This window comes from Arcticibacter sp. (assembly GCF_053551015.1).
This window is the reverse complement of record NZ_JBMQOB010000005.1, coordinates 1-26,079: the sequence shown is the minus strand read 5'-3', so window position 1 is coordinate 26,079 and position 26,079 is coordinate 1. Positions and strand designations below refer to the sequence as shown.

29 protein-coding genes are annotated in these 26,079 nt (G+C 47.0%); 11 read left to right on the top strand and 18 right to left on the bottom strand.

All coding sequences use genetic code 11. From position 1 onward, the window contains the following. Nucleotides 1-123: 123 nt before the first annotated feature. The 7 genes from ACO1NU_RS02165 (at nucleotide 124) to ACO1NU_RS02135 (ending at nucleotide 6,697) form a co-directional block, all read left to right on the top strand. Entirely contained in the window at nucleotides 124-336 is a 213-nt protein-coding gene (locus tag ACO1NU_RS02165) for a CcmD family protein (protein WP_448816809.1), read from the top strand. Between the two features lie 10 nt (nucleotides 337-346). After that, on the top strand, nucleotides 347-1,768 hold the full coding sequence (locus ACO1NU_RS02160; protein ID WP_448816808.1) for a Glu/Leu/Phe/Val family dehydrogenase: 1,422 nt from the start codon (nucleotides 347-349) through the stop codon (nucleotides 1,766-1,768). Nucleotides 1,769-1,892: 124 nt separating this feature from the next. Further along, nucleotides 1,893-2,297: a cytochrome c maturation protein CcmE domain-containing protein gene (locus tag ACO1NU_RS02155; protein ID WP_448816807.1), complete on the top strand. Its 405-nt coding sequence runs from the start codon at nucleotides 1,893-1,895 to the stop codon at nucleotides 2,295-2,297. 17 nt (nucleotides 2,298-2,314) lie between these two features. Beyond that, nucleotides 2,315-4,768 carry a heme lyase CcmF/NrfE family subunit gene (locus ACO1NU_RS02150; RefSeq protein ID WP_448816806.1) on the top strand — a complete coding sequence of 818 codons (2,454 nt, stop codon included), beginning with the start codon at nucleotides 2,315-2,317 and terminating at the stop codon, nucleotides 4,766-4,768. Further along, nucleotides 4,768-5,541 carry a Rossmann-like and DUF2520 domain-containing protein gene (locus ACO1NU_RS02145; protein ID WP_448816805.1) on the top strand — a complete coding sequence of 258 codons (774 nt, stop codon included), beginning with the start codon at nucleotides 4,768-4,770 and terminating at the stop codon, nucleotides 5,539-5,541. Before ACO1NU_RS02150 ends, ACO1NU_RS02145 begins: the two co-directional genes overlap by 1 nt. Nucleotides 5,542-5,561: 20 nt before the next feature. Then, nucleotides 5,562-6,098 (top strand): KdsC family phosphatase, encoded by a 537-nt coding sequence (locus ACO1NU_RS02140; protein ID WP_448816804.1) that lies wholly within the window; start codon nucleotides 5,562-5,564, stop codon nucleotides 6,096-6,098. An 11-nt stretch (nucleotides 6,099-6,109) separates the two neighbouring features. After that, nucleotides 6,110-6,697 (top strand): Maf family nucleotide pyrophosphatase, encoded by a 588-nt coding sequence (locus tag ACO1NU_RS02135; protein WP_448816803.1) that lies wholly within the window; start codon nucleotides 6,110-6,112, stop codon nucleotides 6,695-6,697. A gap of 182 nt (nucleotides 6,698-6,879) precedes the next feature. Here ACO1NU_RS02135 and ACO1NU_RS02130 read toward each other — a convergent pair whose 3' ends face one another. The 6 genes from ACO1NU_RS02130 to ACO1NU_RS02105 form a co-directional block, all read right to left on the bottom strand. Continuing rightward, the gene (locus tag ACO1NU_RS02130) at nucleotides 6,880-7,806 is read right to left on the bottom strand and encodes a Ppx/GppA phosphatase family protein (protein WP_448816802.1); all 927 of its coding nucleotides are present in this window, start codon (nucleotides 7,804-7,806) and stop codon (nucleotides 6,880-6,882) included. A 140-nt stretch (nucleotides 7,807-7,946) separates the two neighbouring features. Further along, entirely contained in the window at nucleotides 7,947-9,101 is a 1,155-nt protein-coding gene (gene dnaJ / locus ACO1NU_RS02125; protein WP_448816801.1) for a molecular chaperone DnaJ, read from the bottom strand. 4 nt (nucleotides 9,102-9,105) lie between these two features. Further along, a complete protein-coding gene (locus tag ACO1NU_RS02120; RefSeq protein ID WP_448816800.1) occupies nucleotides 9,106-9,726 on the bottom strand; it encodes a nucleotide exchange factor GrpE in 621 nt (206 codons plus the stop codon). Nucleotides 9,727-9,834: 108 nt separating this feature from the next. Further along, nucleotides 9,835-10,518, bottom strand: coding sequence for a cell division ATP-binding protein FtsE (locus ACO1NU_RS02115; RefSeq protein ID WP_448816799.1), 684 nt, complete (start codon nucleotides 10,516-10,518; stop codon nucleotides 9,835-9,837). A gap of 1 nt (nucleotide 10,519) precedes the next feature. After that, nucleotides 10,520-10,723, bottom strand: coding sequence for a fructose-6-phosphate aldolase (locus tag ACO1NU_RS02110; protein ID WP_448816798.1), 204 nt, complete (start codon nucleotides 10,721-10,723; stop codon nucleotides 10,520-10,522). A 58-nt stretch (nucleotides 10,724-10,781) separates the two neighbouring features. Continuing rightward, a complete protein-coding gene (locus ACO1NU_RS02105) occupies nucleotides 10,782-11,807 on the bottom strand; it encodes an acyl-CoA reductase (RefSeq protein ID WP_448816797.1) in 1,026 nt (341 codons plus the stop codon). A 97-nt stretch (nucleotides 11,808-11,904) separates the two neighbouring features. Between ACO1NU_RS02105 and ACO1NU_RS02100 the strand changes: the two genes are divergently transcribed. After that, nucleotides 11,905-12,258, top strand: coding sequence for a 4Fe-4S binding protein (locus ACO1NU_RS02100; protein ID WP_448816796.1), 354 nt, complete (start codon nucleotides 11,905-11,907; stop codon nucleotides 12,256-12,258). 53 nt (nucleotides 12,259-12,311) lie between these two features. Here ACO1NU_RS02100 and ACO1NU_RS02095 read toward each other — a convergent pair whose 3' ends face one another. Further along, nucleotides 12,312-12,797 (bottom strand): universal stress protein, encoded by a 486-nt coding sequence (locus ACO1NU_RS02095; RefSeq protein WP_448816795.1) that lies wholly within the window; start codon nucleotides 12,795-12,797, stop codon nucleotides 12,312-12,314. Between the two features lie 100 nt (nucleotides 12,798-12,897). On the opposite strand from ACO1NU_RS02095, the gene ACO1NU_RS02090 reads away from it, so the two are divergent. Beyond that, nucleotides 12,898-13,689: a C40 family peptidase gene (locus ACO1NU_RS02090; protein ID WP_448816794.1), complete on the top strand. Its 792-nt coding sequence runs from the start codon at nucleotides 12,898-12,900 to the stop codon at nucleotides 13,687-13,689. On the opposite strand, the gene ACO1NU_RS02085 is transcribed toward ACO1NU_RS02090, so the two are convergent. Genes ACO1NU_RS02085 through hisG form a run of 9 tightly spaced genes read right to left on the bottom strand, consistent with a single transcriptional unit; the run spans nucleotide 13,679 to nucleotide 21,711 of the window. Further along, nucleotides 13,679-14,593, bottom strand: coding sequence for a WD40 repeat domain-containing protein (locus ACO1NU_RS02085; protein ID WP_448816793.1), 915 nt, complete (start codon nucleotides 14,591-14,593; stop codon nucleotides 13,679-13,681). The two genes, ACO1NU_RS02090 and ACO1NU_RS02085, sit on opposite strands and share 11 nt — an antisense overlap. Before the next feature lie 8 nt (nucleotides 14,594-14,601). After that, nucleotides 14,602-15,189 (bottom strand): bifunctional phosphoribosyl-AMP cyclohydrolase/phosphoribosyl-ATP diphosphatase HisIE, encoded by a 588-nt coding sequence (gene hisIE / locus ACO1NU_RS02080; RefSeq protein ID WP_448816792.1) that lies wholly within the window; start codon nucleotides 15,187-15,189, stop codon nucleotides 14,602-14,604. Nucleotides 15,190-15,204: 15 nt separating this feature from the next. Then, nucleotides 15,205-15,960 carry an imidazole glycerol phosphate synthase subunit HisF gene (gene hisF, locus ACO1NU_RS02075; protein WP_448816791.1) on the bottom strand — a complete coding sequence of 252 codons (756 nt, stop codon included), beginning with the start codon at nucleotides 15,958-15,960 and terminating at the stop codon, nucleotides 15,205-15,207. Next, complete coding sequence (locus ACO1NU_RS02070) at nucleotides 15,961-16,716, bottom strand: 1-(5-phosphoribosyl)-5-[(5-phosphoribosylamino)methylideneamino]imidazole-4-carboxamide isomerase (RefSeq protein WP_448816790.1); 756 nt, start codon at nucleotides 16,714-16,716, stop codon at nucleotides 15,961-15,963. 7 nt (nucleotides 16,717-16,723) lie between these two features. Beyond that, nucleotides 16,724-17,314: an imidazole glycerol phosphate synthase subunit HisH gene (hisH, locus tag ACO1NU_RS02065; RefSeq protein ID WP_448816789.1), complete on the bottom strand. Its 591-nt coding sequence runs from the start codon at nucleotides 17,312-17,314 to the stop codon at nucleotides 16,724-16,726. 15 nt (nucleotides 17,315-17,329) lie between these two features. Then, on the bottom strand, nucleotides 17,330-18,490 hold the full coding sequence (hisB, locus tag ACO1NU_RS02060) for a bifunctional histidinol-phosphatase/imidazoleglycerol-phosphate dehydratase HisB (protein ID WP_448816788.1): 1,161 nt from the start codon (nucleotides 18,488-18,490) through the stop codon (nucleotides 17,330-17,332). A 1-nt stretch (nucleotide 18,491) separates the two neighbouring features. Continuing rightward, nucleotides 18,492-19,550, bottom strand: coding sequence for a histidinol-phosphate transaminase (hisC, locus tag ACO1NU_RS02055; RefSeq protein ID WP_448816810.1), 1,059 nt, complete (start codon nucleotides 19,548-19,550; stop codon nucleotides 18,492-18,494). 11 nt (nucleotides 19,551-19,561) lie between these two features. After that, nucleotides 19,562-20,860, bottom strand: coding sequence for a histidinol dehydrogenase (gene hisD, locus ACO1NU_RS02050; protein WP_448816787.1), 1,299 nt, complete (start codon nucleotides 20,858-20,860; stop codon nucleotides 19,562-19,564). Continuing rightward, on the bottom strand, nucleotides 20,860-21,711 hold the full coding sequence (gene hisG / locus ACO1NU_RS02045; RefSeq protein ID WP_448816786.1) for an ATP phosphoribosyltransferase: 852 nt from the start codon (nucleotides 21,709-21,711) through the stop codon (nucleotides 20,860-20,862). Before hisG ends, hisD begins: the two co-directional genes overlap by 1 nt. Nucleotides 21,712-21,920: 209 nt before the next feature. Here hisG and ACO1NU_RS02040 point away from each other — a divergent pair, with 209 nt between their 5' ends. Next, the gene (locus tag ACO1NU_RS02040) at nucleotides 21,921-23,111 is read left to right on the top strand and encodes an NAD(P)/FAD-dependent oxidoreductase (protein WP_448816785.1); all 1,191 of its coding nucleotides are present in this window, start codon (nucleotides 21,921-21,923) and stop codon (nucleotides 23,109-23,111) included. A 54-nt stretch (nucleotides 23,112-23,165) separates the two neighbouring features. Here the strand turns inward: ACO1NU_RS02040 and mnmD are convergent, their stop codons facing one another. Continuing rightward, the gene (gene mnmD, locus ACO1NU_RS02035; RefSeq protein WP_448816784.1) at nucleotides 23,166-23,846 is read right to left on the bottom strand and encodes a tRNA (5-methylaminomethyl-2-thiouridine)(34)-methyltransferase MnmD; all 681 of its coding nucleotides are present in this window, start codon (nucleotides 23,844-23,846) and stop codon (nucleotides 23,166-23,168) included. Between the two features lie 106 nt (nucleotides 23,847-23,952). Here mnmD and ACO1NU_RS02030 point away from each other — a divergent pair, with 106 nt between their 5' ends. Then, the gene (locus tag ACO1NU_RS02030) at nucleotides 23,953-24,996 is read left to right on the top strand and encodes a quinone-dependent dihydroorotate dehydrogenase (protein WP_448816783.1); all 1,044 of its coding nucleotides are present in this window, start codon (nucleotides 23,953-23,955) and stop codon (nucleotides 24,994-24,996) included. 150 nt (nucleotides 24,997-25,146) lie between these two features. On the opposite strand, the gene ACO1NU_RS02025 is transcribed toward ACO1NU_RS02030, so the two are convergent. Then, nucleotides 25,147-25,563 (bottom strand): hypothetical protein, encoded by a 417-nt coding sequence (locus ACO1NU_RS02025; protein WP_448816782.1) that lies wholly within the window; start codon nucleotides 25,561-25,563, stop codon nucleotides 25,147-25,149. Nucleotides 25,564-26,079 lie beyond the last annotated feature (516 nt).

The following is a 26,079-nucleotide window of genomic DNA, read 5'->3' as shown; positions in this document are numbered from 1 at the left end:
TGACAGCAGGATGAGGGGCATCTTTTATCCGGCCTGCCTGGGATGGATATTGATGGGTGTGTGGATTGCCGGTCTGCAGTTCAGAATCCGGAAGCTTCAGAATAAACAATTAAACTAGTCATAATGAGAAAATATATTGCAGCTTTTTATCTGTTGCTTGTTACAGCAGGTACGTCTTTCGCTCAATCTTCCGGGGGAGTTGAGATGGCTGACGGTATGCGTTCTTCGGGTAAAATCTATGTGGTGGTTGCTGTAATCACCCTGATTCTGCTCGCCCTGATTGCATATCTGTTCAGTATCGACAGAAAGGTAAAAAAGCTTGAACAAAAGAACTAACTATTAATCTATGTCTACAACGCAAAACACAAGTTTCTTCAATGATGTATGCTCTTTCTTTGATCATGCATCGCAGTTTACGAACCATTCGGCAGGCTTGCTGGATCAGATTAAAGCCTGCAATAGTGTTTACCGATTCAGATTTCCGATAAGGAAAGGGAACGGCGTTGAGGTTATAGATGCCTGGCGTGTTGAGCACTCTCACCACATGTCGCCTACAAAAGGTGGTATTCGTTATAGCGATATGGTGAATGAGGATGAGGTGATGGCTCTTGCCGCATTAATGACCTACAAGTGTGCCATTGTTAATGTTCCCTTTGGCGGTGCAAAAGGCGGAATTAAGATCAATACGAAGAACTATTCGCTGGCTGAACTTGAAAATATCACCAGAAGATATACGGTGGAACTGGTGAGAAAAAATTTCATCGGTCCCGCAATAGACGTTCCGGCTCCAGACTATGGGTCAGGTGAGCGCGAGATGAGTTGGATTGCGGATACTTACAATACTATGCATCCGGGGCAACTGGACGCTATGGGATGCGTTACCGGCAAGCCGATTGCACTGCATGGAATTCAGGGCCGCCGTGAAGCGACCGGTAGAGGAGTGGCAATTGCTATCCGCGAGTGCGTGAATGTTGCTGAGGATATGACGCCACTGGGACTTACACCCGGTTTGACAGGTAAGCGTGTCATTGTTCAGGGACTTGGAAACGTCGGTTATAACACCGCAAAGTTCCTGATCGAGATGGGTGCCGTGGTTGTAGGCCTTTGTGAGTACGAGGGAGCGATCTATAACATCAATGGCCTGGATCTCGACGCAGTAGTTGCACACCGTAAAGAAATGGGCTCGATACTGGGATTTTCGGGTGCTGCAAATGAGTTTGCCAACTCGGCAGAAGGTTTGGAACAGGAATGCGACATTCTGGTTCCTGCGGCTCTTGAGAACCAGATTCTGGCATCTAATATCTCCAGGATTAAGGCAAAGATTATCGCAGAGGCGGCTAACGGACCTACGTCTCCTGAAGCTGCAGACGTTTTCATTAAAAGAGGTGGCATCATCATCCCTGATATGTACTGTAACGCAGGTGGTGTAACGGTTTCTTATTTTGAGTGGCTGAAGAATCTTTCTCACGTGGCGTTTGGCCGTATGGACAAACGTTATGAAGAAAACGCGAACATGAACCTGGTATCTCTTGTAGAGAAGATGACCGGAGTAAACCTGACTTCCGAGCAGCGCGGACTTATTGTGAAGGGTCCAACAGAGCTTGAACTGGTTAATTCAGGTCTGGAGGAAACCATGGTGCGCTCATATCATGAGATCAGGGAAACGAAAATGTCGAACGCCAAAATAGGCGATCTTCGCACGGCTGCTTTTGTTGGCGCGATCAATAAAGTGGCGGTATCGTACATGAACATGGGTATCTGGCCTTAGAAATGTAAAATTATTATGAACTATTCGCCCCCCTTGCTTTTTGGGGGCGAATAAGTTCTTACTAATCATTCCGGTTTCGTAATTTTGCGCCATATTCTATCAGAATAGTGTAATTACCAAATCAATGAAAAAAAGCTCAATCATAGGCATTATCATTATTGCAATTGCTATTGGGGTCATCATTAGCACCTATGCCGACTCAAGTACATATGGTTCGTTCAGCGATGCGCGCGAAAGTCAGACTGAGCTTCACGTCGTCGGCCAGCTGAATAAGGACAAAAAGCTGGTATACAATCCTCAGCACGATGCCAACTATTTTGCCTTCTACCTAAAAGACAAGCAGGGTAAAGAATGTAAGGTTGTCTTCTCAGGCGCCAAACCTCAGGATTTCGAACGCTCAGAAGAGATCGTGCTTACCGGGAAAATGGTAGGTGATGAGTTCAGAGCCTCTAAAATTCTCATGAAATGTCCTTCTAAGTACAACAAGGATCAGGTGGAGATTCAGGAAGTTCAGCATACCGCTGCTTAACACAGAAAAAATTCTAAATGGATATACAATTTGCAGGAGAACACCTGCTCCCTGGGAAACTTGGGCAGTTCTTTATTATACTTACTTTTGGTACCGCGCTTTTATCGGCGATATCTTACTACTTTTCGACAATAAAAGATACGAAAGATGACTCCTGGAGACGCCTGGCGCGTATCTCTACCTGGATCAACACCGTAGGTGTTCTTGGAATCGGGATCTGCCTTTATTACATCATCTACAATCATTATTTTGAGTATCACTATGCATGGGCACACTCATCTCGCTCATTGCCTGTGTACTATATTATTTCCAGTTTCTGGGAAGGGCAGGAAGGAAGCTTCTGGCTCTGGATGTTCTGGCAGTCGATGCTAGCCAACATTCTCATCTGGCGTGCCCGCAGCTGGGAGAGTCCCGTGATGACCATTATGATGGTGTCGCAGGTGTTTATCTCCTCCATGCTGCTCGGTGTAGAGATTTTGGGGACAAGAATAGGAAGCTCTCCTTTCATCCTGTTGAGGGATGCTGTGGAAGGGCCGATCTTCTCTCGTGCAGATTATCTCTCGCTTATTCCGGACGGTAATGGCCTGAACCCTTTGCTGCAAAACTACTGGATGGTTATTCATCCGCCGACCCTTTTCCTGGGCTTCGCATCTATGATCGTGCCTTTTGCCTACGCAATAGCGGGATTATGGGAGAGAAGATATTCAGAATGGGTGAAGATATCTTTGCCCTGGGCACTCTTCGCTGTTATGATATTGGGTGCAGGTATTATCATGGGCTCTTTCTGGGCGTATGAAGCACTTAATTTCGGTGGTTTCTGGGCATGGGATCCTGTGGAGAACGCATCCATTATTCCCTGGTTAACGCTTATCGCAGGGGTGCACGTGATGATCTCCTACAAAAGTACGGGACACTCATACTTCACAGCTACCTTCCTGGTATTGATCAGCTTCGTGCTTGTATTGTACGCCTCTTTCCTTACCCGAAGTGGAATTCTGGGAGAGACCTCAGTACACTCCTTTACTGACTTAGGAATGTTCGGGCACCTGCTGACCTTCATTCTCGCGTTCTTTGCGCTGGCGGTTGGATTTCTTGTGGCCAGATGGAAAGAGTTACCGATAACGAAAAAAGATGAGGAGACCTACTCCAGGGAGTTCTGGTTATTCATTGGTGCGCTTGTACTTACTGTAGCCTGTGTACAGGTGATATCCACTACCTCTATTCCGGTATTCAATGCCCTGTTTGGTACTAAGATTGCGCCGCCTGCAGATGTGATCCAACACTATCACCAGTGGCAGGTACCTTTTGCTATAGTGATTAGTCTGGTATCCGGATTCTCTCAGTATTTGAAATACAAGAACACGGATTCTAAGAAGTTCCTTCGCAAGATCGGTATGATCCTGTTGATCGCAGCGGTTGTCACTGCAGCATTCGCATACGTTGCTAAGGTGAACAACAACGTCATGTACGTGGTACTGACCTTTGCTGCCATCTTCTCTATATCATGTAACGTTCACGTGCTTATCGATGCTTTCAAAGGCAAATGGAAGCTGGCAGGTTCTTCTATCGCTCATATCGGTTTTGGTCTCCTGTTAATTGGAGCCCTTGTGGCAGCAGCAACCAGCAATGTTGTTTCTCTGAACACATCAGGTGTTGGCTTTGGCGACGAGTTCGACAAGAACAACAACTCCAAGGAAAACATCATTCTTTATGAAGACGAGCCGGTGAGGATGGACGAATATACGGTGACTTATAAGGGCGACTCGACTGAAGGCGTTAACACCTATTACCGTGTAAATTATAAGGTGATTGATGAAGAAACGAAGGAAGTGAAGGAAGAGTTCGACCTTTATCCGCACGCGCAGCAGAATGCTAAGATGCAGACGATTGTTGCGTCTCCTGATACCCGCCATTACCTCCTGCATGATATTTATACCCATGTAAGCAGCGTTCCTCTGAAAGAAGAGGTGGCTGAACACGAAGATCATGAGGGCCATTCAGAAGACGAAGGCTATGAAAAGCCGGTGACTTATGAGGTTTCTCCTGGAGATACGATCCGTTACCGTGAAGGTGTCATCGTTGTTAAAGGTGTTAACAAAAACGCCACGATAGAAAAGATTCCTCTGAAGGCAGGAGATGTTGCCATCGCTCTGCAGCTGGAGGTTCGCACCCATGCGGGTAAAACCTATACCGCGGAACCTGTATTCCTCGTAAAAGGAGGTAACAAGTTCGACTTTGGAAAAACGCTTGTTGATCCAGGTTTGAAGGTTCGTTTCTCAAATGTATATCCTGAAAAGGACAAGCTGGAGATGATGCTTTATCAGAAGCCAAAGGCTGAGAAGAAGTGGGTTGTAATGAAAGCGATTAAGTTTCCGTTCATCAATCTTTTCTGGGCGGGTAACATCCTGATGGTGGTTGGCTTCCTGATCTCGATTTTCAGAAGAAATAAGGAGATTAAAGTCGTCAGCTAATGAAGATCGTTCTGCTAGGCAGCGGTAATGTAGCTACTCATCTGGGTCCTGCACTTCAACAAGGAGGGCATGAAATCCTGCAGGTTTGGAGTCTCACGCTGTCAAATGCAGCCAAACTTGGTAGGGTACTATCGGCAGATTTTACCGACGATCTCGGGACGCTGGATCATTCAGCAGATATTTATATTATTTCCGTGAAGGATGATGTTATCGGGGAGGTAGCATCATCCTTTCCGTTTCCGGACAAGCTGCTTGTCCACACCTCAGGGACGGTCGGCATGGATCTGCTGGGCAAAGACCGCCTCTATGCGGGTGTTTTCTATCCTTTGCAGACCTTCAGCAAACAGAAGCCTATAAACTTCCAGGAAGTGCCGGTTTTAATAGAGGGCAGCACGGAGGAGGTTAACACGAACCTGAATGTGCTTGCTGCATCAATCAGCAAGACTGTACGAGCTGCCGACTCGGCACAACGCGCTTCAATTCATCTGGCAGCGGTTTTTGCATGTAACTTCAGCAATCATCTTTATACGGTGTCAAAAGGTCTCCTTGAAAAAAGGGGATTGGATTTCAACCTGCTTCTTCCGCTCATCGCGGAAACGGCAGCCAAAGTTCAAAGTCTTGATCCCGCAGATGCGCAGACTGGTCCTGCAGCAAGAAACGACCAGGAAACGATAAGTCGCCACAAAGAGCAATTAAAAGCATCGCCTGATCTTCTGCAGTTATATAGTCTCATGACAGAAAGTATCATCAGGTGCAAGCACCCTGATCAATAATTTGCACCAAACCTAAATGTATGTTCCTATCCAAAATCAAAGCAGTTAAAGCATTTATTCTCGACATAGACGGCATTCTCACCGACGGAACGGTACTCGTGACCGAGTCAGGCGATCAGCTCAGAAAGTTTAACGTTCGCGATGGCTATGCCATGCGGCTCGCAGTAAAAAAGGGTTTTCATATCTGTGTTATTTCCGGAGGCAATTCCGCAAGTGTTGTTTTTCGGCTGAATGGGCTGGGTGTTACCGAAGTGCATCTTGGTATTGAAAGGAAACTCGATGTTTATCGCGAGTTCATCAAGAAGCATGATCTGGCGCCTGAATCTGTTTTATATATGGGTGATGATGTTCCTGACATGCCTGTCATGAAGGTGGTAGGAGCCAGCGCTTGTCCGCATGACGCCATTGAAGAAGTAAAGGCGATAAGCGACTATATATCTCCTTTTTCAGGTGGCGCCGGATGTGTGCGCGACGTCATTGAGAAGGTACTCAAGATCCAGGGGAAATGGTACGACCAGGACCCTTCAGCTCATGACGATACCATCACCTCATCTTAAACGATCAATTTATGATTACATCATTTCCTCCCGTTATATTAGCTTCAAAATCACCAAGAAGACAGGAGCTCCTGAAGCAAATGGATATTGACTTCAGAGTTGTGCTGAAAGACGTAGACGAATCCTATCCGGAAGACCTGCAGCCTCGTGATGTGGCTGTCTATATTGCACGAAAGAAAGCTGAAGCGTTTGATGACTCTTTACAGGATGATGAGATTGTCGTTACTGCCGATACCATTGTGACGATCGATAACCTCATCCTTGGAAAACCGGAGAATGAAGAGGATGCGCTACGCATGTTGAGCCTTCTCTCGGGCAGAACGCATGAAGTGATCACCGGGGTCGCTTTTCTGTACAAACATGAGATTCATGCCTTTTACGAGAGTACCACTGTTTATTTCAAGGAGATGACTGAGGCTGAAATGTTGTTTTATATCCGCAACTACAAGCCCTTTGATAAAGCGGGAGCCTACGGTATACAGGAGTGGATCGGTCACACGGCTATTGAGAAGATCGAGGGTTCTTATAACAATGTAGTCGGTTTACCAACTTTCAGGCTGTCACAGGAATTGAGGAAGATGTTAGAGAGAGGCGAATAGGCCTTGCCACTCTTGTTAGCCTCGCAAATAAACTCACGATTTACGAGGTCCCGGGGCCTTGTATTAGGATTACTGATTCAAGCTGAATGTTAACCCGACCCTGGTTGAAGCGGTCGCTCCAGACACCGCGTTGGACCGCGTCACAGCGTTAAGAGAGCGCTATTGACCGTAGGAAGTAGATCTTACCAGCCGGACAATTTCTCGTAGAGAAGCCCTTCTTTAAGCGCATAGGTCGAAAGCATCACCTCCGAAACAGATGCGTGTTTCAGGATATAAGCCGTCAGTACCGCAGCCGTTACAATCATGTCGACCCTCACCGGACTGATCTTATCGTCAGCCGACCGCTCTTCGTGAGTAGAGTGAAGAATATCGTCAATAACATCAAGTAGTTGATTTCTTACAATGCGGTAACCAGAAAGTCCCGCTCTATCTTGAAGGCTGAACTTACGTATAGCCAGGTCAGCAAAGGTTTCGAAAGCTCCTGCTGAACCGATAAGTGTCGCCGGTCTATAGGCGCCTAAACTTTCATGTAAGTCTGCCAGCAAATCATCCAGGTGTGTCTCTACTGAATTGATATCAGCCGTGCTGATTGGATCCGACTTGTGAAACAGCGCCATCAATCGGGCCGCCCCAATCGGATAGCTCTTCTTAAATTGAACACTCTTCTCGTTGCAGAAAATAAACTCCACACTACCGCCTCCAATGTCCATGATCAGCGCACTGCCTTGAATGGGAACTGCCTCCCGTACTCCCCGGTAGATGAGTGAAGCCTCGCGTTCTCCATCAATGATGTCGATGCTGACACCAGTCAGTGACCTTACCTGCTCCACAAACTCCTGTCCGTTTGCAGCCGTCCGCAATGCAGCCGTTCCGGTTCCATATACAGCTTTTACATTATGCTGGTCAATCACACCTTTAAAGTCCTGCATCGCCTTGATGCCTCTCTCAAAGGCAGCAGGAGCGATCCTTCCTTCGGTAATTCCGCCTTCTCCAAGCTTCACATGTTTCTTCTCCAGGAAGATCTCATTCAAGACCCCGTCCCGTAGTTCAGCAATTAAGAGGTGAAAAGTATTGGTACCCAGGTCCAGAACAGCAATTTGATTATGCATACGAAAAGGTGTTTAAGGTAAATCGAGGCTCCCAACGACGGGGGATTATATCTCGGGACCATCAGGCCCTTTACACACGAATTTTGTAAATAAAAAAGAGGCTGCTCTAACACGAGACAGCCTCTTTATAATGAATTTGATTATTCGAAGTATTCTTTCATCCTCTCGAAGAAGCTCTTTTCGTGCTTACCCGGTTGAGGTTTAAAGTTCGGAGAGGCCTGCAGTTTTTCCAGCAGTTCCCGCTCATCTTTGGAAATCGCTTTAGGAGTCCAGATATTCACGTACACCAGCTGATCGCCTCTGTGATAAGAGTTCACCTCTGGTACACCCTTGCCTTTAAGACGCAGGATTTTTCCACCCTGAGTACCAGGCTCTATCTTGATCTTCGCCTTGCCATCTATCGTAGGCACCTCTACAGAAGCACCCAATGCCGCATCGATAAAGCTGATATGAAGATCATACACCACGTTGTTTCCTTCGCGCTGCAGGGTCTCATGAGGAATCTCCTCAATGAGGATAATCAGATCACCCGGAATACCGCCATTAGGAGCAGCATTACCTTTTCCGCTCATCGAAAGCTGCATGCCTTCGCTTACACCTGCAGGAATATTGATCGTGATGGTTTCCTCACCGCGCACAACACCTTCACCGTGGCAGCTATCGCATTTCGCAGTGATCTGTGTTCCTGATCCGTTACAAGTAGGGCAGGTGCTGCTGGTCTGCATCTGACCAAGGATGGTATTGGTTACACGTCTTACTGATCCGGCGCCACCGCATGTACGGCAGGTCTGTACAGAAGAACGGTCTTTTGCACCGGTACCATCGCATGTACGGCAAACGATCAGCTTATTTACCTTGATCTTCTTCTCTGCACCTTTAGCGATCTCATCGAGATTCAGTTTTACCTTAATCCGAAGGTTGCTGCCACGCGAAACGCGGCTTCTGCCACCTTGCTGACCGCCACCTCCGAAGAAGCTGTCAAACGGACTGCCACCGCCACCAAAGATATCTCCGAATTGGCTGAAAATATCGTCCATGTTCATGTGACCGCCGCCGCCATAGCCGCCTGCAGAAGTTCCAGCATGACCAAACTGGTCATAACGCTGCTTCTTCTCTGGGTTACTCAGCACCTCGTACGCCTCAGCCGCTTCCTTGAACTTATCTTCAGCCTCTTTGTCGCCAGGGTTCTTATCCGGATGATATTTTATTGCCAGCTTACGGTAAGCCTTTTTAATCTCATCCGCAGAAGAGCTCTTGGAAACACCGAGGATATCGTAAAAATCTCTCTTTGCCATATAATTAACTTCCTACAACTACTTTAGCAAATCTGATCACCTTCTCGTTCAGAAAATAGCCTTTTTCAACCTCATCTATAACTTTGCCCTTCATATCTTCAGATGGTGCAGGAACGTTCGTGATAGCTTCATGAAGATCTGCGTCAAAGGTTGTACCTATAGACTCCATTTCCTTAACGCCTTTCTGCGTCAGCGTGCTTTTAAATTTGCTACTTACCAAAACGATTCCTTCTTTAACCGCTTCGATGTCAGAAGATGTGTTCATGTATTTGATCGCACGGTCAAAGTCATCCGCAATAGGGAGGAGGCTTACCAGGACGTCCTTACCTGCAGACTGAAGCAGTTCGATACGTTCCTTAGTTGTGCGTCTTTTGTAGTTGTCAAATTCTGCATATAGGCGCAGATATTTGTCATTAGCCTCTTTCAGCTCCGCACGAAGTTTCTCCTCAGCAGAAATCTCTTCTACTTCCTTTGTCTCGCTTTCAGCTTCAGCTGTCTGCTCTGCCTGCGGCTGTTCCGCCTGCTCTACATTTTGTTCCATCTCAGACTGAGTCTGATTGTCAGAAGCTACTTTCTCTTCTTCGGTAGTTTTCTTCTTGTTTTTCAACATATCTGAAAAGTTCATATCTTATCCTGTAGACAAATAATTTGCCAAGTTAAATTAACGGTCAAGCTGTCAGCTAAACCTATACAATGTCAGCCAAATATTGTCTGATGCAGACAATTAGCCTGTTTATGCAATTTTTGCGTCTTCAATTACGCGACCATTTTCGCACTTGATGATGCGAGAAGGGAAGGTACGGATCAGGTTGTAATTATGGGTGGCCATGAGGATGGCTGTCCCTGAACGGCTGATCTCTTTCAGTAGCAGCATAATCTCTTCAGAAGTCTCCGGATCGAGGTTACCTGTAGGCTCATCTGCCAGGATCAATTCCGGATCGTTCAGCAATGCTCTTGCAACAACTACGCGCTGCTGCTCACCACCTGATAGCTCATGTGGCATTTTCCTCAGTTTGGAGCGCAGTCCTACTTTTTCCAGTACATCTTTGATGCGCTCATCCTTCAGCTTGCGGTCTTTCCAACCAGTAGCATTCAAAACAAAGCGCAGGTTTTCTTCTACGGTACGGTCGGTCAGCAGCTGGAAATCCTGAAACACGATACCCAGCTTGCGGCGCAGGTAGGGTACATCATGATCAGAAAGCTTCTTCAGGTCATAACCTCCCGCATGTCCTTCTCCCTCGGTAATGTGAAGCTCTCCATAAAGGATCTTCATCAAACTACTCTTTCCTGAACCGGTCTGGCCAATCAGGAATACGAACTCACCCTTATCTATATGCAGGTTCACTGATGATAGAACGAGGTGTTTCTGCTGATAAACATCTACGTTATGGAGCTTTATAATGGAGTTTCCGATCATACTATAATTCTAATTTCATTATTTTACCAAAAGGGAGATCCCTGACGAGCGACATAATCGCTTCTGTTTTGTCTCCGAGACCAATCTTGTCCAGCGACTTCTCCGGACGGTCTACCCGGAAATATGCCAGTAAGGTAAATTCATCATCTCGTAGCTGAACATAATCGGGTATTTTCGCTATTCCCTTTACTTTGATGACATACATAGGCTCAAAGTTACTATTTTCCTGCTAAATCGCCATTTATAATATGCTCTGAAGAAGCCTATATGCTCAGCAGAAAGGCAAAAGTATCCACCCCGTCTGCATAATCCCACAGGCGTGGACTCTGGCTGCAGCCAAAACCAAGCACCTGGTTATCCAGCGAAAGGTCGGTCTTCGATACCACACACTGAATTTGCTCTGAAACAGCAGCCAGCTTCGCTTCCACATCGCTGCGGTCGCGATACTCATCGTAAAATAGAACTGCGAGTGGAGAAGCAAGACCCTCATCCTGCTTCAGCAGCAGAAAGCCATTGTCGAGGTGCTTCGCTCCGTTAACCAGATAAATTGACTTATTGTAATCGTAGTTGTTCACGTATTTGTGATGATTCGCTACTCCACGGTATGGTTCTTCAATGGCCTCGAAGAAGGGAACAAAACTATATCCTTCAGGTACCAGCAGTTTGGAAACGTTGCGGCAGCCAAGTCCGTAATAGTCAAAAATATCATGTCCCAGCGCAACGAAATCCTCCGTCGTCTCAGTTCCATCCAATACTGCCACACTGTTTCTGTTGCGGCGGATAATGTGCGGCACTGACTTGAAGTAGAATTCAAAATAGCGGGAAGTATTATTGCTGCCTGTGGCAATCACCGCGTCGAAATCCTTTAAACGGTCCACGTAGGTGATTTGCTCGCCCAGTTCCGGATAGAATTCCACCAGGCGCCTCAGGATGTGAGGCGTCAGATGTTTGTCCTGAGAGGACAGTTTAACAGACGCTTTGTGTCCGCTAGCCAGCACAGTCAGAATATCATGGAAACCTACCAGAGGAATGTTTCCTGCTAATACCAGTCCAACTACCTTAGGCTCGCCCGTCGCTGCCCTTCCATCGTAGGCCTCATCGATCCACTTATTGACGTCCTGTTCGTTCAGCATAGCGCCCAGGGCCCGTACGGAGTGCAGAACCTGATCTTCTGTAAACCAGGCATTATAATGATGAGACGCCTTAACAAGCGACATCAGCTGCTCGTCTTCCGAGAGCAAGTAATGTCCAAGTTGTGTAAAAGCATTCTTAATTAACGGTAACAACATGTATCCTTATATTAAAATCAAGTTTTCTGTTATATTTGCACTGTTTTTGCAGGAATATAATTTTGCAAAAGTAAGTTAAGGAAAAGACATTTAGACCATGGCGATTAAAATAACAGATGAGTGTATAAACTGCGGAGCTTGTGAACCAGAGTGCCCAAACAATGCTATTTATGATGCTGGAGCTGCTTGGCGTTTCTCTGAAGGAACTGCATTGCGTGGCATTATCGATTTTGGCGATGGTACCACTCTTGATGCTGAAGAGACTCAGGCCCCTATATCAGAAGAGTTCTACTACATAGTTTCAGATAAGTGTACAGAATGTAAAGGTTTCCACGACGAGCCTCAGTGTGCAGCAGTATGCCCTGTAGATTGTTGCGTGGACGACGAAGACGTCAGAGAGACAGAAGATGAACTGCTTGCTAAAAAAGCATGGCTACATATGGAGGCATAAAAAGCCACCAATACAGAAAAAAGGCGGTTACATCTAAATGTAACCGCCTTTTTTTATGCCTCTGTTTCGTCCTGATCCTTGTTAGGAATAATCAGAACGGGACACTTCGCTTTCCTTACCACTTTTTCCGAAACGCTTCCTGAAATAAAGTGGTCGAAGCCTGTCCGTCCGTGAGTACCCAGGATGATGAGCTCTGCACCCCATTCCTCCGCGGTAGCGAGGATCTCATCCTTCGGATTACCGATCTTGGTATACGTATAGATGGGTACACGCGCTGCATATTGTTCTGATATGCGGTCCAGTAATTTCCTGCTCGACTCGTCCTGCAGCTGTATCAGGTCAGGTAAGATGACCTGCGACTCATTCAGCATGGGGTCTGCAATATAAGATGTCCCGACAGGAACCTCGTTCACATGGAGCAATGCCACCGAAGCTCCCAGCTTTTCAGCCAGGTCAAATCCGTATCCGGCAGCCCGTTCAGAATATTGACTGTCTTCTACGGCAATCAAAATCTTGGTGATTTGATTCAGTGTTTTCATAATTGCGGGTTTAAGTTAATTCACGTTACATTGATGAAACGTTTTTACAATCCATTAGTTTTAATTAGGCCTTAGGAGATTTTTTTAATTTATTTGTAAGATGACTACTGAATACGGTGTTTGCACCCTTGCCCTGGTTCCTCTCAGAGCAGAAGCCTCTGATAAAAGTGAAATCCTGTCATTCCTTCTGTTCGGAGACTGTGTCGAAATTCTGGAAACCCAAGCCAAATGGCTCCAGGTTCGTACTCTCGCCGACGATTATACAGGCTGGATCGATCCCAAACAGCAGCAAGCCATTACTGCAAGTCAGCTTGAGGCGCTCACTAAAGATCAGATAGTCACAGGTCTGGCCGTCTATCAAACCATTGAAAGAACAGATAATCAGGAAAAACAGTATCTGCTTGCAGGAAGCCGGATCCCTAAGCCCAACCAACAGCACACTTTTCAGATAGGAGAGAGCACCTACCGGTTCAGTCAGGCGCCCCAGATAGCAGCAGGAACAGACTTCAGCCGGGATATTAACGAATACGCGCGCTTCTACCTCAATGCCCCTTATCTCTGGGGAGGTAAATCCATATTCGGAATCGATTGCTCGGGATTTACTCAAATGGTTTTCAGAATGCTCAACATCGATCTGCCCCGCGATGCCTGGCAGCAAGCTGAGCAGGGAAATGTAGTCAACTTTTTACAGGAGATTGAACCCGGGGATCTTGCCTTTTTTGATAACGATGAAGGAAGGATCATTCATGTGGGGATCATGCTCGACTCCCAGCAGATCATCCACGCTTCAGGAAAGGTGCGTATCGACATTCTTGATGATCAGGGAATCTATAATGCAGAAATGGGTCGCCATACGCACAAGCTGCGCATTATAAAGCGTTTTAATCCGTAATCCGGATCTCCCACAGCATCACCATCTTGTCGTCGCTTATGGAAACGAGCGACTGTCCGCCATCTACCCAGCTCAGCTTGTTTACCGAGTGGGAGTGAGAGTTGAAACCCTTTTCGCGGCTGATAATGCGGCGTAGCTTCAGGTCTTCAAGAGCCCAGATCTTGATGCTCTTGTCCTGGCTCCCCGTGGCAAACAACTTGCCCGAAGGATGAAACTTGATATCATAAACCGCAGACATATGCGCTGTCACACTCTTTACCATACTGTAATCCGCCACGTTCCAGGCGATTAGCTGTGCATCACGTCCGCCGGAAAGAAGTACCTGACCATCGGGACTAAAAGCCACCGAGGTAACCGGCATGGTATGCCCATTCAGCTCATGCTGCAGCGTAAAGGTATCCGCGTCATAGATCCGCACGATGCTGTCCTTACAACCGAAAGCAAGTGTCTTTTGATCGGGACTCACCGCCATCGCCCTGATGGTGTCGGGAGCTACTCTGAAATTGTATAGGAAAGAAAAGTCGAGCGAACTTAGCACAGAGACCGTACCATCCTCAGAACCTACCAGGATCTCATTCTTCCGTGCGATCTCCGCAACGGAGAAGATGGGCAGCTTATGTTGCTCTATCCGCGCTACGATCTTCGCCTCAGCGAGGCTGAAGATGTTCACCAGGCCGCTTCTTTCGCCAATCACCAGAATGCTTTTGTCTTCAGACAGCAGCAGCGCATACACCGAGCTCTTTACCGGAGTAATGACCCGCGGCTTGCGGTCGGCAAGAGACCACTGCACAACGCCCTTGTCGTTACCAGCAGTATAAAAGCTGGTACCATCCGGACCAGCTTCAACAGTATAGATAGAATTCTGATGGCCGGGTAGGAGAGCCGTCATGTCAACATCGATCATAAGCAAGATTATTTATGCCTCGACTCGAGGTTTTTGGCAATCGTTTCCAAAGAGATGTTCTTCTCGCGGAGCAATACCAGTAAATGGAAAACCAGGTCTGATGATTCGTTAATAAGATCGAACTCTGTTTCATTCAGTGCAGCGATCACGGTTTCCACGCCTTCTTCGCCAACCTTTTGCGCAATCTTATTCAGGCCTTTTTCCCTCAGTCGGTTCACATAAGAACCTTCCTGCGGATTATCGTAACGATCGGCAATGATCTGCTCCAGCTTGAAGATGAAGTTCTGGTTGTATTCCGAGTTGAAGCAGCTTCTTGATCCCGTATGGCAGGTAGGCCCAACCGGATCCGCCTTGATCAGGATCGTGTCCTGATCGCAATCAATGGCGATGCTCTTTACAAAAAGAAAATTCCCGCTTTCTTCACCCTTAGTCCAGAGACGGTTCTTAGAGCGCGAAAAGAAAGTAACCTTACCCTCAGATTCCGTTTTGGCGAAAGCTTCCTCATTCATATATCCGAGCATCAGCACCTCCAGGCTTTGATAGTCCTGAATGATCACAGGTACTAAACCGTCGCTCTTCTTAAAGTCTATAGACATGGCAATGTGTATTAATTATAATCGAACTTCTATGTTCTGCTTGCGCAGCTCACGTTTCAGGTCAGGAATCAGGATCTCACCGTAGTGAAATACCGAAGCTGCCAGTGCGGCATCTACATTCGCTTCCAGGAAGGTATCCGCGAAATGCTGAATCGTTCCCGCGCCGCCCGAGGCGATAAGGGGAATAGACAGATCCCGGTTAATCTTCGCCAGAAGCTCATTGTCAAAACCGCCCTTTGTGCCGTCATGATCCATAGAAGTCAGCAGTATCTCCCCCGCGCCGCGGTCTTCCACCTCTTTAATCCAGGTTTCCGTCTCAATCTCCGTGGCAATCCTTCCACCGTTCAGGTGTACCAGGTTGCGCCCGTTCACCCGCTTGGTATCCACTGCAACCACAACAAACTGCTTACCGAAAGCATTAGCCAGTTCATTGATCAGCTCTGGATTCCGTACAGCTGCCGAATTAATGGAGATCTTATCCGCTCCCGAATTTAAAAGTACATCGGCGTCGGCCATCTCATTGATGCCGCCGCCAATGGTAAAAGGAATATTCACCTGGCGTGCAACCGACTTAACCAGCTCAACCATCGTTTTCCGGCGCTCATTAGTCGCCGTGATATCCAAAAAAACAAGCTCATCAGCACCCTGTCTGGAATATTGCCAGGCCAGTTCCACCGGATCACCTGCATCGCGCAGATCAACGAAATTGATGCCCTTCACGGTTCTGCCGTCCTTTACATCCAGGCAGGGAATAATACGTTTAGAAACCAATTAAAAAGAAATTAATGATTTTAAGTTCCAGTCCTTAATCTCGTCAATTGAGATATGACCTTCATAGATTGCTTTACCAACCACACAAGCCTCTACTTTATACTGCTGTAGTGCCTTGATATCGTCCATCGAGCTGATACCGCCTGAAGCGATCAGCTTAATGAAAGGAGAGTGATCAAGCAACTTCTGATACAACTCAACACCTGCGCCACCTAATTTGCCATCTTTGTTGATGTCGGTACACAGGAAGCGGAAGAAGCCCAGATTCAGACAAGTATCCACGTAATCCATCAGTTTGATCGGAGAGCTCTCCATCCATCCAGAGTACTTGATCACTTCGTCAAGGACGTCAATGGCCACAACGATGTGGTCAGTGCCCGAGCCGGTTTCTCTATGCGAGAACGCCTTGCTTAGTTCAGGAAGAAAGTCAGGGTTCGTGATGGCCTGAGTTCCCACGATAACACGGTGTATCCCCGCATCGATCAGCTCTTTCACTTTCTCAATGCTTCTTACACCACCGCCATACTGCACTTTCATTTCAGTTTTGCGGATAATATCGAACAGATATTCCTGATTACTGAAATCACCTTTAGCACCGTTCAAGTCGATAATGTGAACGAACTCAGTTCCGTTAGACTGATAACGCTCAATCATTTCCTCTAAGGTTACATCGTAAAATGTAGCCTGCTCGTAGTTTCCTTCACGTAAACGGACAACCTTTTTGTCCAGAATATCAATTGCAGGGATTATGTACATATTTTTTCTATAATTCTGAAAAGTTTTTGAGTAACTGCTCTCCCGCTTCACCTGACTTTTCAGGATGAAACTGGACACCATAAAAATTGTTTTTGTTGATTGCTGCCGAAAATTTCAGGCCGTAATCAGCAAAAGCGACTGTAAAAGTAGAATTAAATTCTATAAAATAGGAATGAACGAAGTAAAAGTAGCTTCCGCTGGGAATTCCTTTGAATAATTTGCTCTCATTTTCGACGCTCACCTTGTTCCAGCCAGTGTGAGGCACCTTTATCTTCAGATCATCTTTGAAATGAAGCGTTTTTACAGGCGTGATACCTAGTAATGAGGAGTTTCCCTCTTCCGAAAACTCCGTCAGCAGCTGCATGCCTACGCAGATACCCAGCACGGGTTTCTCAATAGCTTTGATGCTCTCAACCATGCCGCTTTCTTCCAGCTTCTGCATGGCCGCTCCTGCATGGCCCACACCCGGAATGATGAAGCGGTCGTACCGGTCAAAGCTATCCGCCGAATTGACCATCTCGTAAGCGATCTGCTGCCTGTCGAGCGCCGCTGTCAGCGAAAAGATGTTTCCGGCTCCGTAATTAATAATTCCAATCATCTGCCTGTATAATATTTAAAGAAGCCCCTTGGTACTCGGCAGCTGCATGTTGTTCACGTCGCGCTTCGCCGCCATTTTGATCGCCTTGGCAAAAGCCTTGAAAATGGCCTCTATCTTATGGTGCTCGTTTGTACCTTCTGCTTTAATATTCAAATTACATCTGGAAGCATCGCTGAAAGACTTAAAGAAATGATAGAACATCTCAGTAGGCATCTCGCCAATCTTCTCCCGCTTAAATTCAGCATCCCACACAATCCAGTTCCGGCCGCCGAAATCGATCGCCGCCTGAGCTAAACAATCATCCATTGGCAGGCAAAAACCATACCGTTCAATTCCCCGCTTATCACCGAGCGCTTTTGCAATTGCTTCACCCAGGGTAATCCCCGTATCTTCAATCGTATGATGCTCATCTATATGCAGGTCGCCCTTTGCCGTGATCTCCAGATCAATGCTGCCGTGGCGTGCAATCTGATCCAGCATATGATCAAAGAAGTGCAGGCCCGTGCTGATCTTCGCATCGCCTTTTCCGTCCAGGTTTAACTTAATATAAATGTCGGTTTCTTTCGTTGTGCGTCTATGCTCAATCTCCCTTTTGCCTACCTTCAGGAACTCATAGATGTCCTTCCAGGAGGTGGTCGCCAGCGCAATAAACCCATTCAGCTCATCCTGCCGGGTGCTCACTTCATCGGCACCCAGACTACTGCTCTGATTGATCCATATGGCTTTAGCATTCAGGTTTTTAGCTAGCTCTATATCCGTTACTCTGTCACCAATAACGAAAGAGTTATTAAGGTCGTATTTTTCTGCGTCAAAAAAATGCTTCAACAGCGCTGTGCCCGGTTTTCGTGTATCTTTGTTCTCATGTGCGAAGGTTTTGTCTATAATCACTTCCTTAAAAACCACACCTTCAGCCTCAAAAGCGTTCATGATGAAATTGTGTACCGGCCAGAAGTTCTCTTCTGGATGGCTCTCCGTACCCAGACCGTCCTGATTGGTTACCATCACCAGGTCAAAGTCGAGTTCTTCCACAATCTTCGTCATGTATTTAAACGCCTCCGGATAGAAGCGAAGCTTCGCAAATGAGTCTACCTGATAATCCTCAGGCTCCAGAACAAGTGTTCCGTCCCGGTCAATAAACAATACCTTGCGCTTGTTCAAGCTGTTCAAGTCTTCCATTTTAATTCTCAGTAGGGTAAGCTTTCAATGTATTAATTAGCAGCACATTCTCTTCAGGAGTGCCGATAGTGATCCGTATGGATCCCTCGCAGAGTTGAACCTTCGAGCGGTCGCGTGTGATGATTCCTCTTTCCACCAGATAGGTGTAGATGCCCCGCGCATCGGTTGTTTTCACCAGGATGAAGTTCGCATCCGAAGGAACGATCTCCCGCACAAAAGGCATCTCAATCATCTCTGCAATGACCATTTCGCGCTGACGGATAGTCTCGCGAATCCACTCATTCACCTGATCCACATTGTTCAATGCTTCCAGAGCAAGCTCCTGTGTAGCCTCGTTGATGTTATAAGGGGGCTTTACCTTATTGAAGACCTCGATGATCTCCTCACTGGCGAAAGCCATACCTAGGCGAATACCGGCGAGTCCCCATGCCTTCGACAGCGTCTGCAGCACCACCAGGTTGCTGTACTCTGTCAGTTCCTGAATGAGCGTTTTTTGGCGCGAGTAGTTGATATATGCCTCGTCCACAACCACCAGTCCGCCGAAGTTCGCAATCAGCGTTTCAATATCCTCACGGATGATCGAATTACCCGTGGGGTTGTTCGGCGAACACACAAAGATCATCTTCGTATACTCGTCAATCGCCTCTGCAATCGCCTCCATATCCAATTGGTAGTCGGGCGTCAGCAGCACCTTTTTGATGGCCACATCATTGATGTTAGCCGAAACCTCATACATGCCGTAAGTAGGGGGCAGGATGATAACGTTGTCGACTCCCGGGCGACAAAATGCCCTGAACAGGATATCGATCGCTTCATCACTGCCGTTTCCAAGGAATATATTCTGAGGAGGCACACCCTTGATGGTGCTCAGCTTGGTCTTCACGGCCAGCTGCATCGGATCAGGGTACCTGTTGTAGTTTTTGTTCAGCGGAGAGCCGAAGCTGTTCTCATTGGCGTCGAGGAAAACAGAGGCTTCACCCTTAAATTCATCCCGTGCAGAAGAGTAAGGAACCAGGTTTAAGATATTGGTCCTTAATATTTTGTTTAAATCAAATTCCATCATGATTGTATTTAGCTGTTCACAGAAGATATTCGTACGGACATGGCATTTTTATGCGCCTGTAGTCCTTCCAGTTCGGCCAGTACTTCTACTGCCTTGCCGATATGATGAATGCCTTCAGCTGAAATATGCTGAAAAGTAATTTTCTTGATGAACGAGTCAAGAGACACGCCCGAGTAAGACCGCGCATAAGCACTGGTCGGCAGCGTATGGTTCGTGCCCGATGCATAGTCGCCTGCACTCTCCGGAGTCAGATGTCCAAGGAAAACAGACCCGGCATTGCTGATCGAAGGAATGAGTTCTTTCCAGTTCGCTGTGGCCAGAATGAGGTGCTCGGGAGCGTATACATTGCTAAATGCCATAGCCTCTGTCAGGTCGGCTGTCAGTACCGCATACGAGTTTGCTATGGCTTTGCCCGCAATCTCCGCACGTGGTAATACTGCCACTTGTCTTTCTAAAGCAGCAAGCGTCTTCTCGATCAATTCTGAGGAGTTCGACACCAGTATCGCCTGCGAGTCTGCGCCATGCTCCGCCTGTGCCAGCAAGTCCGCCGCCACAAACTCCGCATCCGCACCCTCGTCCGCAATCACCAGAACCTCCGAAGGTCCTGCCGGCATATCAATAGCTGTTTGTGTCGAAGACTGTATGATGGTTTTTGCTTTGGTCACGTATTGATTACCCGGACCGAAGATCTTATTTGTTTTCGGAATGCTCTCCGTACCGTAAGCCATAGCGGCCACAGCCTGAGCGCCACCCGCCAGATAAATGCGTTCAATGCCCAGCAAAACCGCCACATAGGCCACATAGCAATTGATAAGCCCATTCTTTTGAGGAGGAGAACAAACCACGATCTCTTTACAGCCTGCAATCCGTGCTGGAATGCCCAGCATCAGAAAAGTGCTTGGCAATACTGCAGAGCCTCCGGGGATATAGAGTCCCACGCGCTCAATCGCGCGGCTTTCACGCCAGCAAGTCACGCCAGGCATGGTATCTACCGCTGCCTCCTGGTGTTGCTGACTGCTGTGGAAAGCAGATATATTGGCATAAGCCAGATCTATAGCCGCCTTTTGTTCCGCACCGATACCCGCTGCTATCTGCTCAATCTCGTGCTTTTCGATATACAGCTTCTCCAGCTGCACCCCGTCAAACTTCTCAGCAAAAGCCCGCAGCGCTGCATCGCCATTCGTGCGCACTTCAGAGATGATGGACTCTACACGCTGACCAATAGTCTGGTCTTCGTCGGCATTACGTGAGATCAGCTTCTTGATGTCTCCCGCCCCCAGGTCCTGATATAAATAGGTCTGTAACACTATAAAATGATCTTTTCTATAGGCATAACAACAATACCCTGTGCTCCCACAGCCTTCATCTGGCTGATCTTATCCCAGAAATCTTTTTCTGAAATAACGGTATGAACAGCAACCCAGCCTTCATCCGCCAAAGGAACAACTGTAGGGCTTTTGATGCCGTTCAGAAGAGATTTGATCGCGTCAAGATTCTTGCGCTCGATGTTGAGTACAACATACTTGGTTTCCTTTGCACGCAGCACAGATTGCACGCGTTGCAGCAGTTCCACGATCAGTGGATTTTCTTCATCACCCTTGCGACCGATCAGCACCGCTTGCGAGTGCATCACATCACCAAAGGCTACCAGTCCGTTGCTCTTTAAGGTACCACCAGTAGAAACCAGGTCGCAGATCGCATCACTCAGACCAAGTCCGGGAGCAATCTCCACAGAACCTGAAATGGTGCGTATGTCGGATGTAATATTGTTGTTTGCTAAGTATTTCTTCAGAATGTTCGGGTAGGAGGTAGCGATGGCTTTACCATTCAGATCCTCCAGAGTCTTGATCTCTCCGTTCTGCGGAACCGCCAATTTCAGCGAGCATCTGCCAAAGCCTAGCATCTGGAGATAAGCTACATCTACTTCGGTTTCGTTGATTACGTTTTCGCCCACAATACCCAGATCAGCGATACCATCCTGCACATATTCAGGAATATCATCGTCTCTTAAGAAAAGAATTTCGAGGGGGAAGTTAGATACAGGAGATATTAAGGAGCTTTTGTAGTTTTCAAAACTAAGGCCGCAGTTTTTAAGAAGCTCTACCGATTTTTCGTTTAGTCTACCAGATTTCTGGATAGCAATTTTGAGTGTTTTCAATTTATATAAAATTTAATCAGTCCAATAAAAGGTGTTCAGGAACAATCAGTTTCACGTAGAAACCATATACATATCATATCGCCGCGAGGCGATGATGGAGATGATGATGGTATGTGAACTGTATTGACATATATTGGGCTCCTGATTAAAACCGGGATAAGACAAATATACATATCCAACCCTAAAATCAAAACTTTTATATTTGGCCGATGGTTGATGCGATAATAATTGGCGCCGGCGCCTGTGGCTTAATGTGTGCGGTTCAGGCCGGTTTCCTGGGTAAACAAGTCATCCTCCTGGAGCGAAATGACAAGGCAGGAGCCAAGATCCTGATCTCCGGCGGAGGGCGCTGCAACTACACCAATCTATACAGCAGCCACGCTAACTTCCTGTCGGCCAACCAACATTTCAGCAAATCAGCCTTCTCACAGTGGACCGTAGACGATACCATCAGCTTTTTCGAGACTTACGGCATCTATGGTCAGGAAAAAACGCTCGGCCAGCTCTTTCCGGAAAACAACAAGGCCAAAGACATCGTGGATATTTTTACAAGCCTTTGTGCCGACCTGGGGCAAGAGATCCGGACTCAGGCAGAAGTCAAATCCGTTGCTCGTCACGAGGATGGCCGCTTTAGCGTGACTTATGAGCAGCATGGGAAGAGCAAGACGCTGGAAGCAGCTGCGGTAGTCTTGGCTTCAGGCGGATTGCCCGTTCAGAAGCTCGGAGCAACAGACTTTGCTTTGCGCATTGCCAGGCAATTCGGACTGAAGATCGTGGCCACTGCACCCGCTCTGGTTCCTCTTACCGTCACCGGTAAAGACGCCGAATGGTTTGCAAGCCTTTCCGGAAACAGCATTTTCTGCAGGGTCAGCCATGAGGAGATCAGCTTTGAGGAAAATATCCTGTTCACCCATTGGGGCTTAAGCGGTCCCGCGATCCTTCAGATTTCCTCCTATTGGCGACCCGGCGACTGGATCGAGCTTGACCTCCTGCCAGGACAAAATATTCTCGAACTCATCGAACAGGAGCGTCAGCAGAACGGCAAGAAAAGTCTGATCACGGTACTTGCGCAGCTCTATACACGGAAGATTGCGGATGCGATGGCCAAATACCTGCCTGTCGACAAGAACCTCGCGTCCTTAAGTAAGGCAGACCTGCAGGCCATCGAGCAACAGATCCACTACTTCAAAGTGAAACCCGCCGGAGATAAAGGCTACGATAGGGCAGAAGTGATGCGCGGCGGCGTAGACACGAGTGAACTCTCCTCCAAGACCCTGGAAGCGAAGAAGGTACCCGGACTCTATTTCGGAGGTGAGTGTGTAGACGTAACCGGCTGGCTGGGTGGCTATAACTTCCAATGGGCATGGGCCTCAGGATTTGTTATTGCGCAGAGTATCTGATCCCTCAGAGTGGATTTAAAACCAGGTATTTAGTGCCTGACCCCTCGAGCGGAACTAGAGGTTTTTTGTTGCTCGCAGCATCTCCCGCTTCCCTGGAGCACCCGGTGCTTTCTCGATGGAAAAACCCAGTGATTTCAACGCCCGCTTCAGATTCCCCGTAATGGCATAGGTTACAAACACCCCGCCCGGTTTAATGAACCGCGTGATATGCGCCAACGCTTCCAAAGACCACATCTCGGGCTGATGAATCTCCGCAAATGCATCGAAATACATTACATCGAACGAGCGGGATGCATCAAAATCCATTAGCTTCGTCACCGCCACCTCCAGTGAGCAAGCCTTAGATAAGGTTTGTACAGAGGCTAATGCAGGACTGTAAATCTCCTTAAAAGCTTGCCAGGTTCCGTCAGAAACATACTGCTCATATCCGGTAGCAAAGATCAGCTCTTCCGAAAGTGGATACGCTTCGATGCCCGTATACTGCAAATTGATACCTGCGGTGCGACAATAGTCGGCGCTGATCAGGAAATTCAGTCCCGTTCCGAAGCCCACCTCCAGTACGTCCACCGCAGTTGCTCCCGACAGGTTCAGGAAATGCTGCAGTCCCGATTTCAGGAAAACGTGCTGACTTTCCTGCAAAGCACCATGCCTGGAGTGGTAGTTTTCGCCCACCAGGTTATTGAATATCGTAGAAGAGCCGTCGGCCGTCTGTACCAGAGATAAATGATCTGCCATGTTTCGTGTTCTTTGCAGTCGCAAAACTACAGCTAAAGTGGCCAGCGTAACAGAAATAAATGAGAAAATGCATTCTTATTTCCTAAAACTGCAGTAATTTCGCCGCATGTATCAATTGCTAAAGCCTCTTTTATTCCAATTTGCTCCTGAGAACATTCACCATATTGTCACTTCCATGCTGAAGAACGGCAATATGATCCCCGGCGTACCTTTTCTTCAGAAAAACGTCTTCCATCTGGATGACCCCAGGCTGGAAAGAGAAGTATTCGGCTTGAAGTTCAAAAATCCCGTAGGACTCGGAGCAGGCTTTGATAAGAACGCCGCACTGGTAGAAGAGCTTTCGCACTTTGGCTTCGGATTTATTGAAATTGGTACCGTTACCCCTTTACCGCAACCAGGAAATGATCAGCCCCGGATGTTCCGTCTGCCCGCAGACGAAGCCCTGATCAACCGTATGGGTTTTAACAACGAAGGTGCAGAAGTAGCCGCAACCCGCCTGAAGTACCTGAAGAGGAAAGGACTAATAATTGGCGGCAATATCGGCAAGAATAAAATTACCCCCAACGAAGAAGCTGTAAACGACTATATCAAAGCATTCGATGCCCTGTTCGACGTGGTAGATTACTTCGTTGTGAACGTCAGCTCTCCAAATACCCCGGGATTGAGAGCCTTGCAGGAAAAGGGTCCCCTAAAGGAAATTCTGAACACCCTTCAGCAGCGCAACAGCAAGAACGGTGTCAGCCGTCCCATTCTGCTAAAGATCGCACCAGATCTGACCAACGAACAACTTGACGACATCATTGAGATCGTGACAGAAACGAAGATCGCAGGTGTCATTGCTACGAATACAACGATTTCACGGGATAACCTCCGTTCGCCTGAGCACCTGAAATCAGAAACAGGAGGCTTGAGCGGCAAACCGCTAACAAAACGCTCCACGGAAGTCATCCGCTACCTTTCGGAGAAATCAAATAAGGCATTCCCGATCATCGGAGTAGGAGGGATCCACTCAGGTCAGGATGCACTCGATAAACTAGACGCAGGAGCTTCCCTGGTACAGATCTATACCGGATTTATTTATGAAGGCCCTATCTTGATCAAGCGGATTAATCAGGCGATCCTAAAGCGGGAGACCTCGAAGGCTCGATAAAAAGGAGCGATGGTTTGAGCCCGGATGGGTGCCGTTAATAGGCTTAGCAAATTTCACGTCTGTATCCTATTCCATTCTGGGTGGGCTTACCTAGCTGGGTCTATGCTTGGCAGATAGTTTATTCAGGGGCCTGTTCGTTTTTAGTGACACTTACACTTTCGTATAAGCATCTTCGTTAAGCGTTACTGTTTTTGGAGTTTTAAAAAGAAATAATCCATAGACTACCGCAAATATCAAATATGCCGCCAGTAATACCATTAGGATTTTAGATGATGCACCATTTCTAATATTCCATTTCAACAATGCTAATGCACCAATCAAGAAATGAGCAAAATTACCCATATACAGTGCCTTACCATAGATTCCCCCTATCAATAGTGTTTTTCCCATCCAGTTGGTCATGGCGAAACCAACATATAAAGCACCAAGAATTTGAATAATAATATTTGCATATTCATTTGCATTCATGCCGAAATTGCTGGCAATTTCATCAGGTAAAAATGTAGCTGTTAAACCAACGGTACCTAGAAATATACTGCTACAAGTTTGTATGAGCTTTGAATTCATTGAATTTGATTGTTTTTACTACTGGATTTTACGAATGTGAATTTACTCATGTTTCACTACAAATTAATTGGCGCTAATCCAGTTTTAACACTCTGGCATAGCTAGTTCAAGATTTTACCTCATTGTAACAAACTTTCATGTAGACGTCAATACAGATGCAGAAAGCCGGCTAAAACAGGTAAAGACTCCGAAAGAAATTTCGCAAAAATGTATTCCAATACACTAAGAGCATCCAATAAACTAAAAACCTAAATTAAAACACTTGGGCCCACAAAGCAGCATAAACAAATGCGACCTGTCGTAGCTATGCTCAGTATCCTTAATTGAAAGAACGCCTGAAATCCAAAGGCGACACATTCGTTTTAAGCTTAAATAGTATAACACTCCCCATTTTCGAGACCAAAAGTCTGGTAAGTTAAGTTAATATTTCGGTGTTAATGTTCCTGTATTAAGCGGCCTTTTGAGCTGTTGATTCATTGTAGCGATTGTTGGGTGATTGTTTGGTCGTATGGTGTG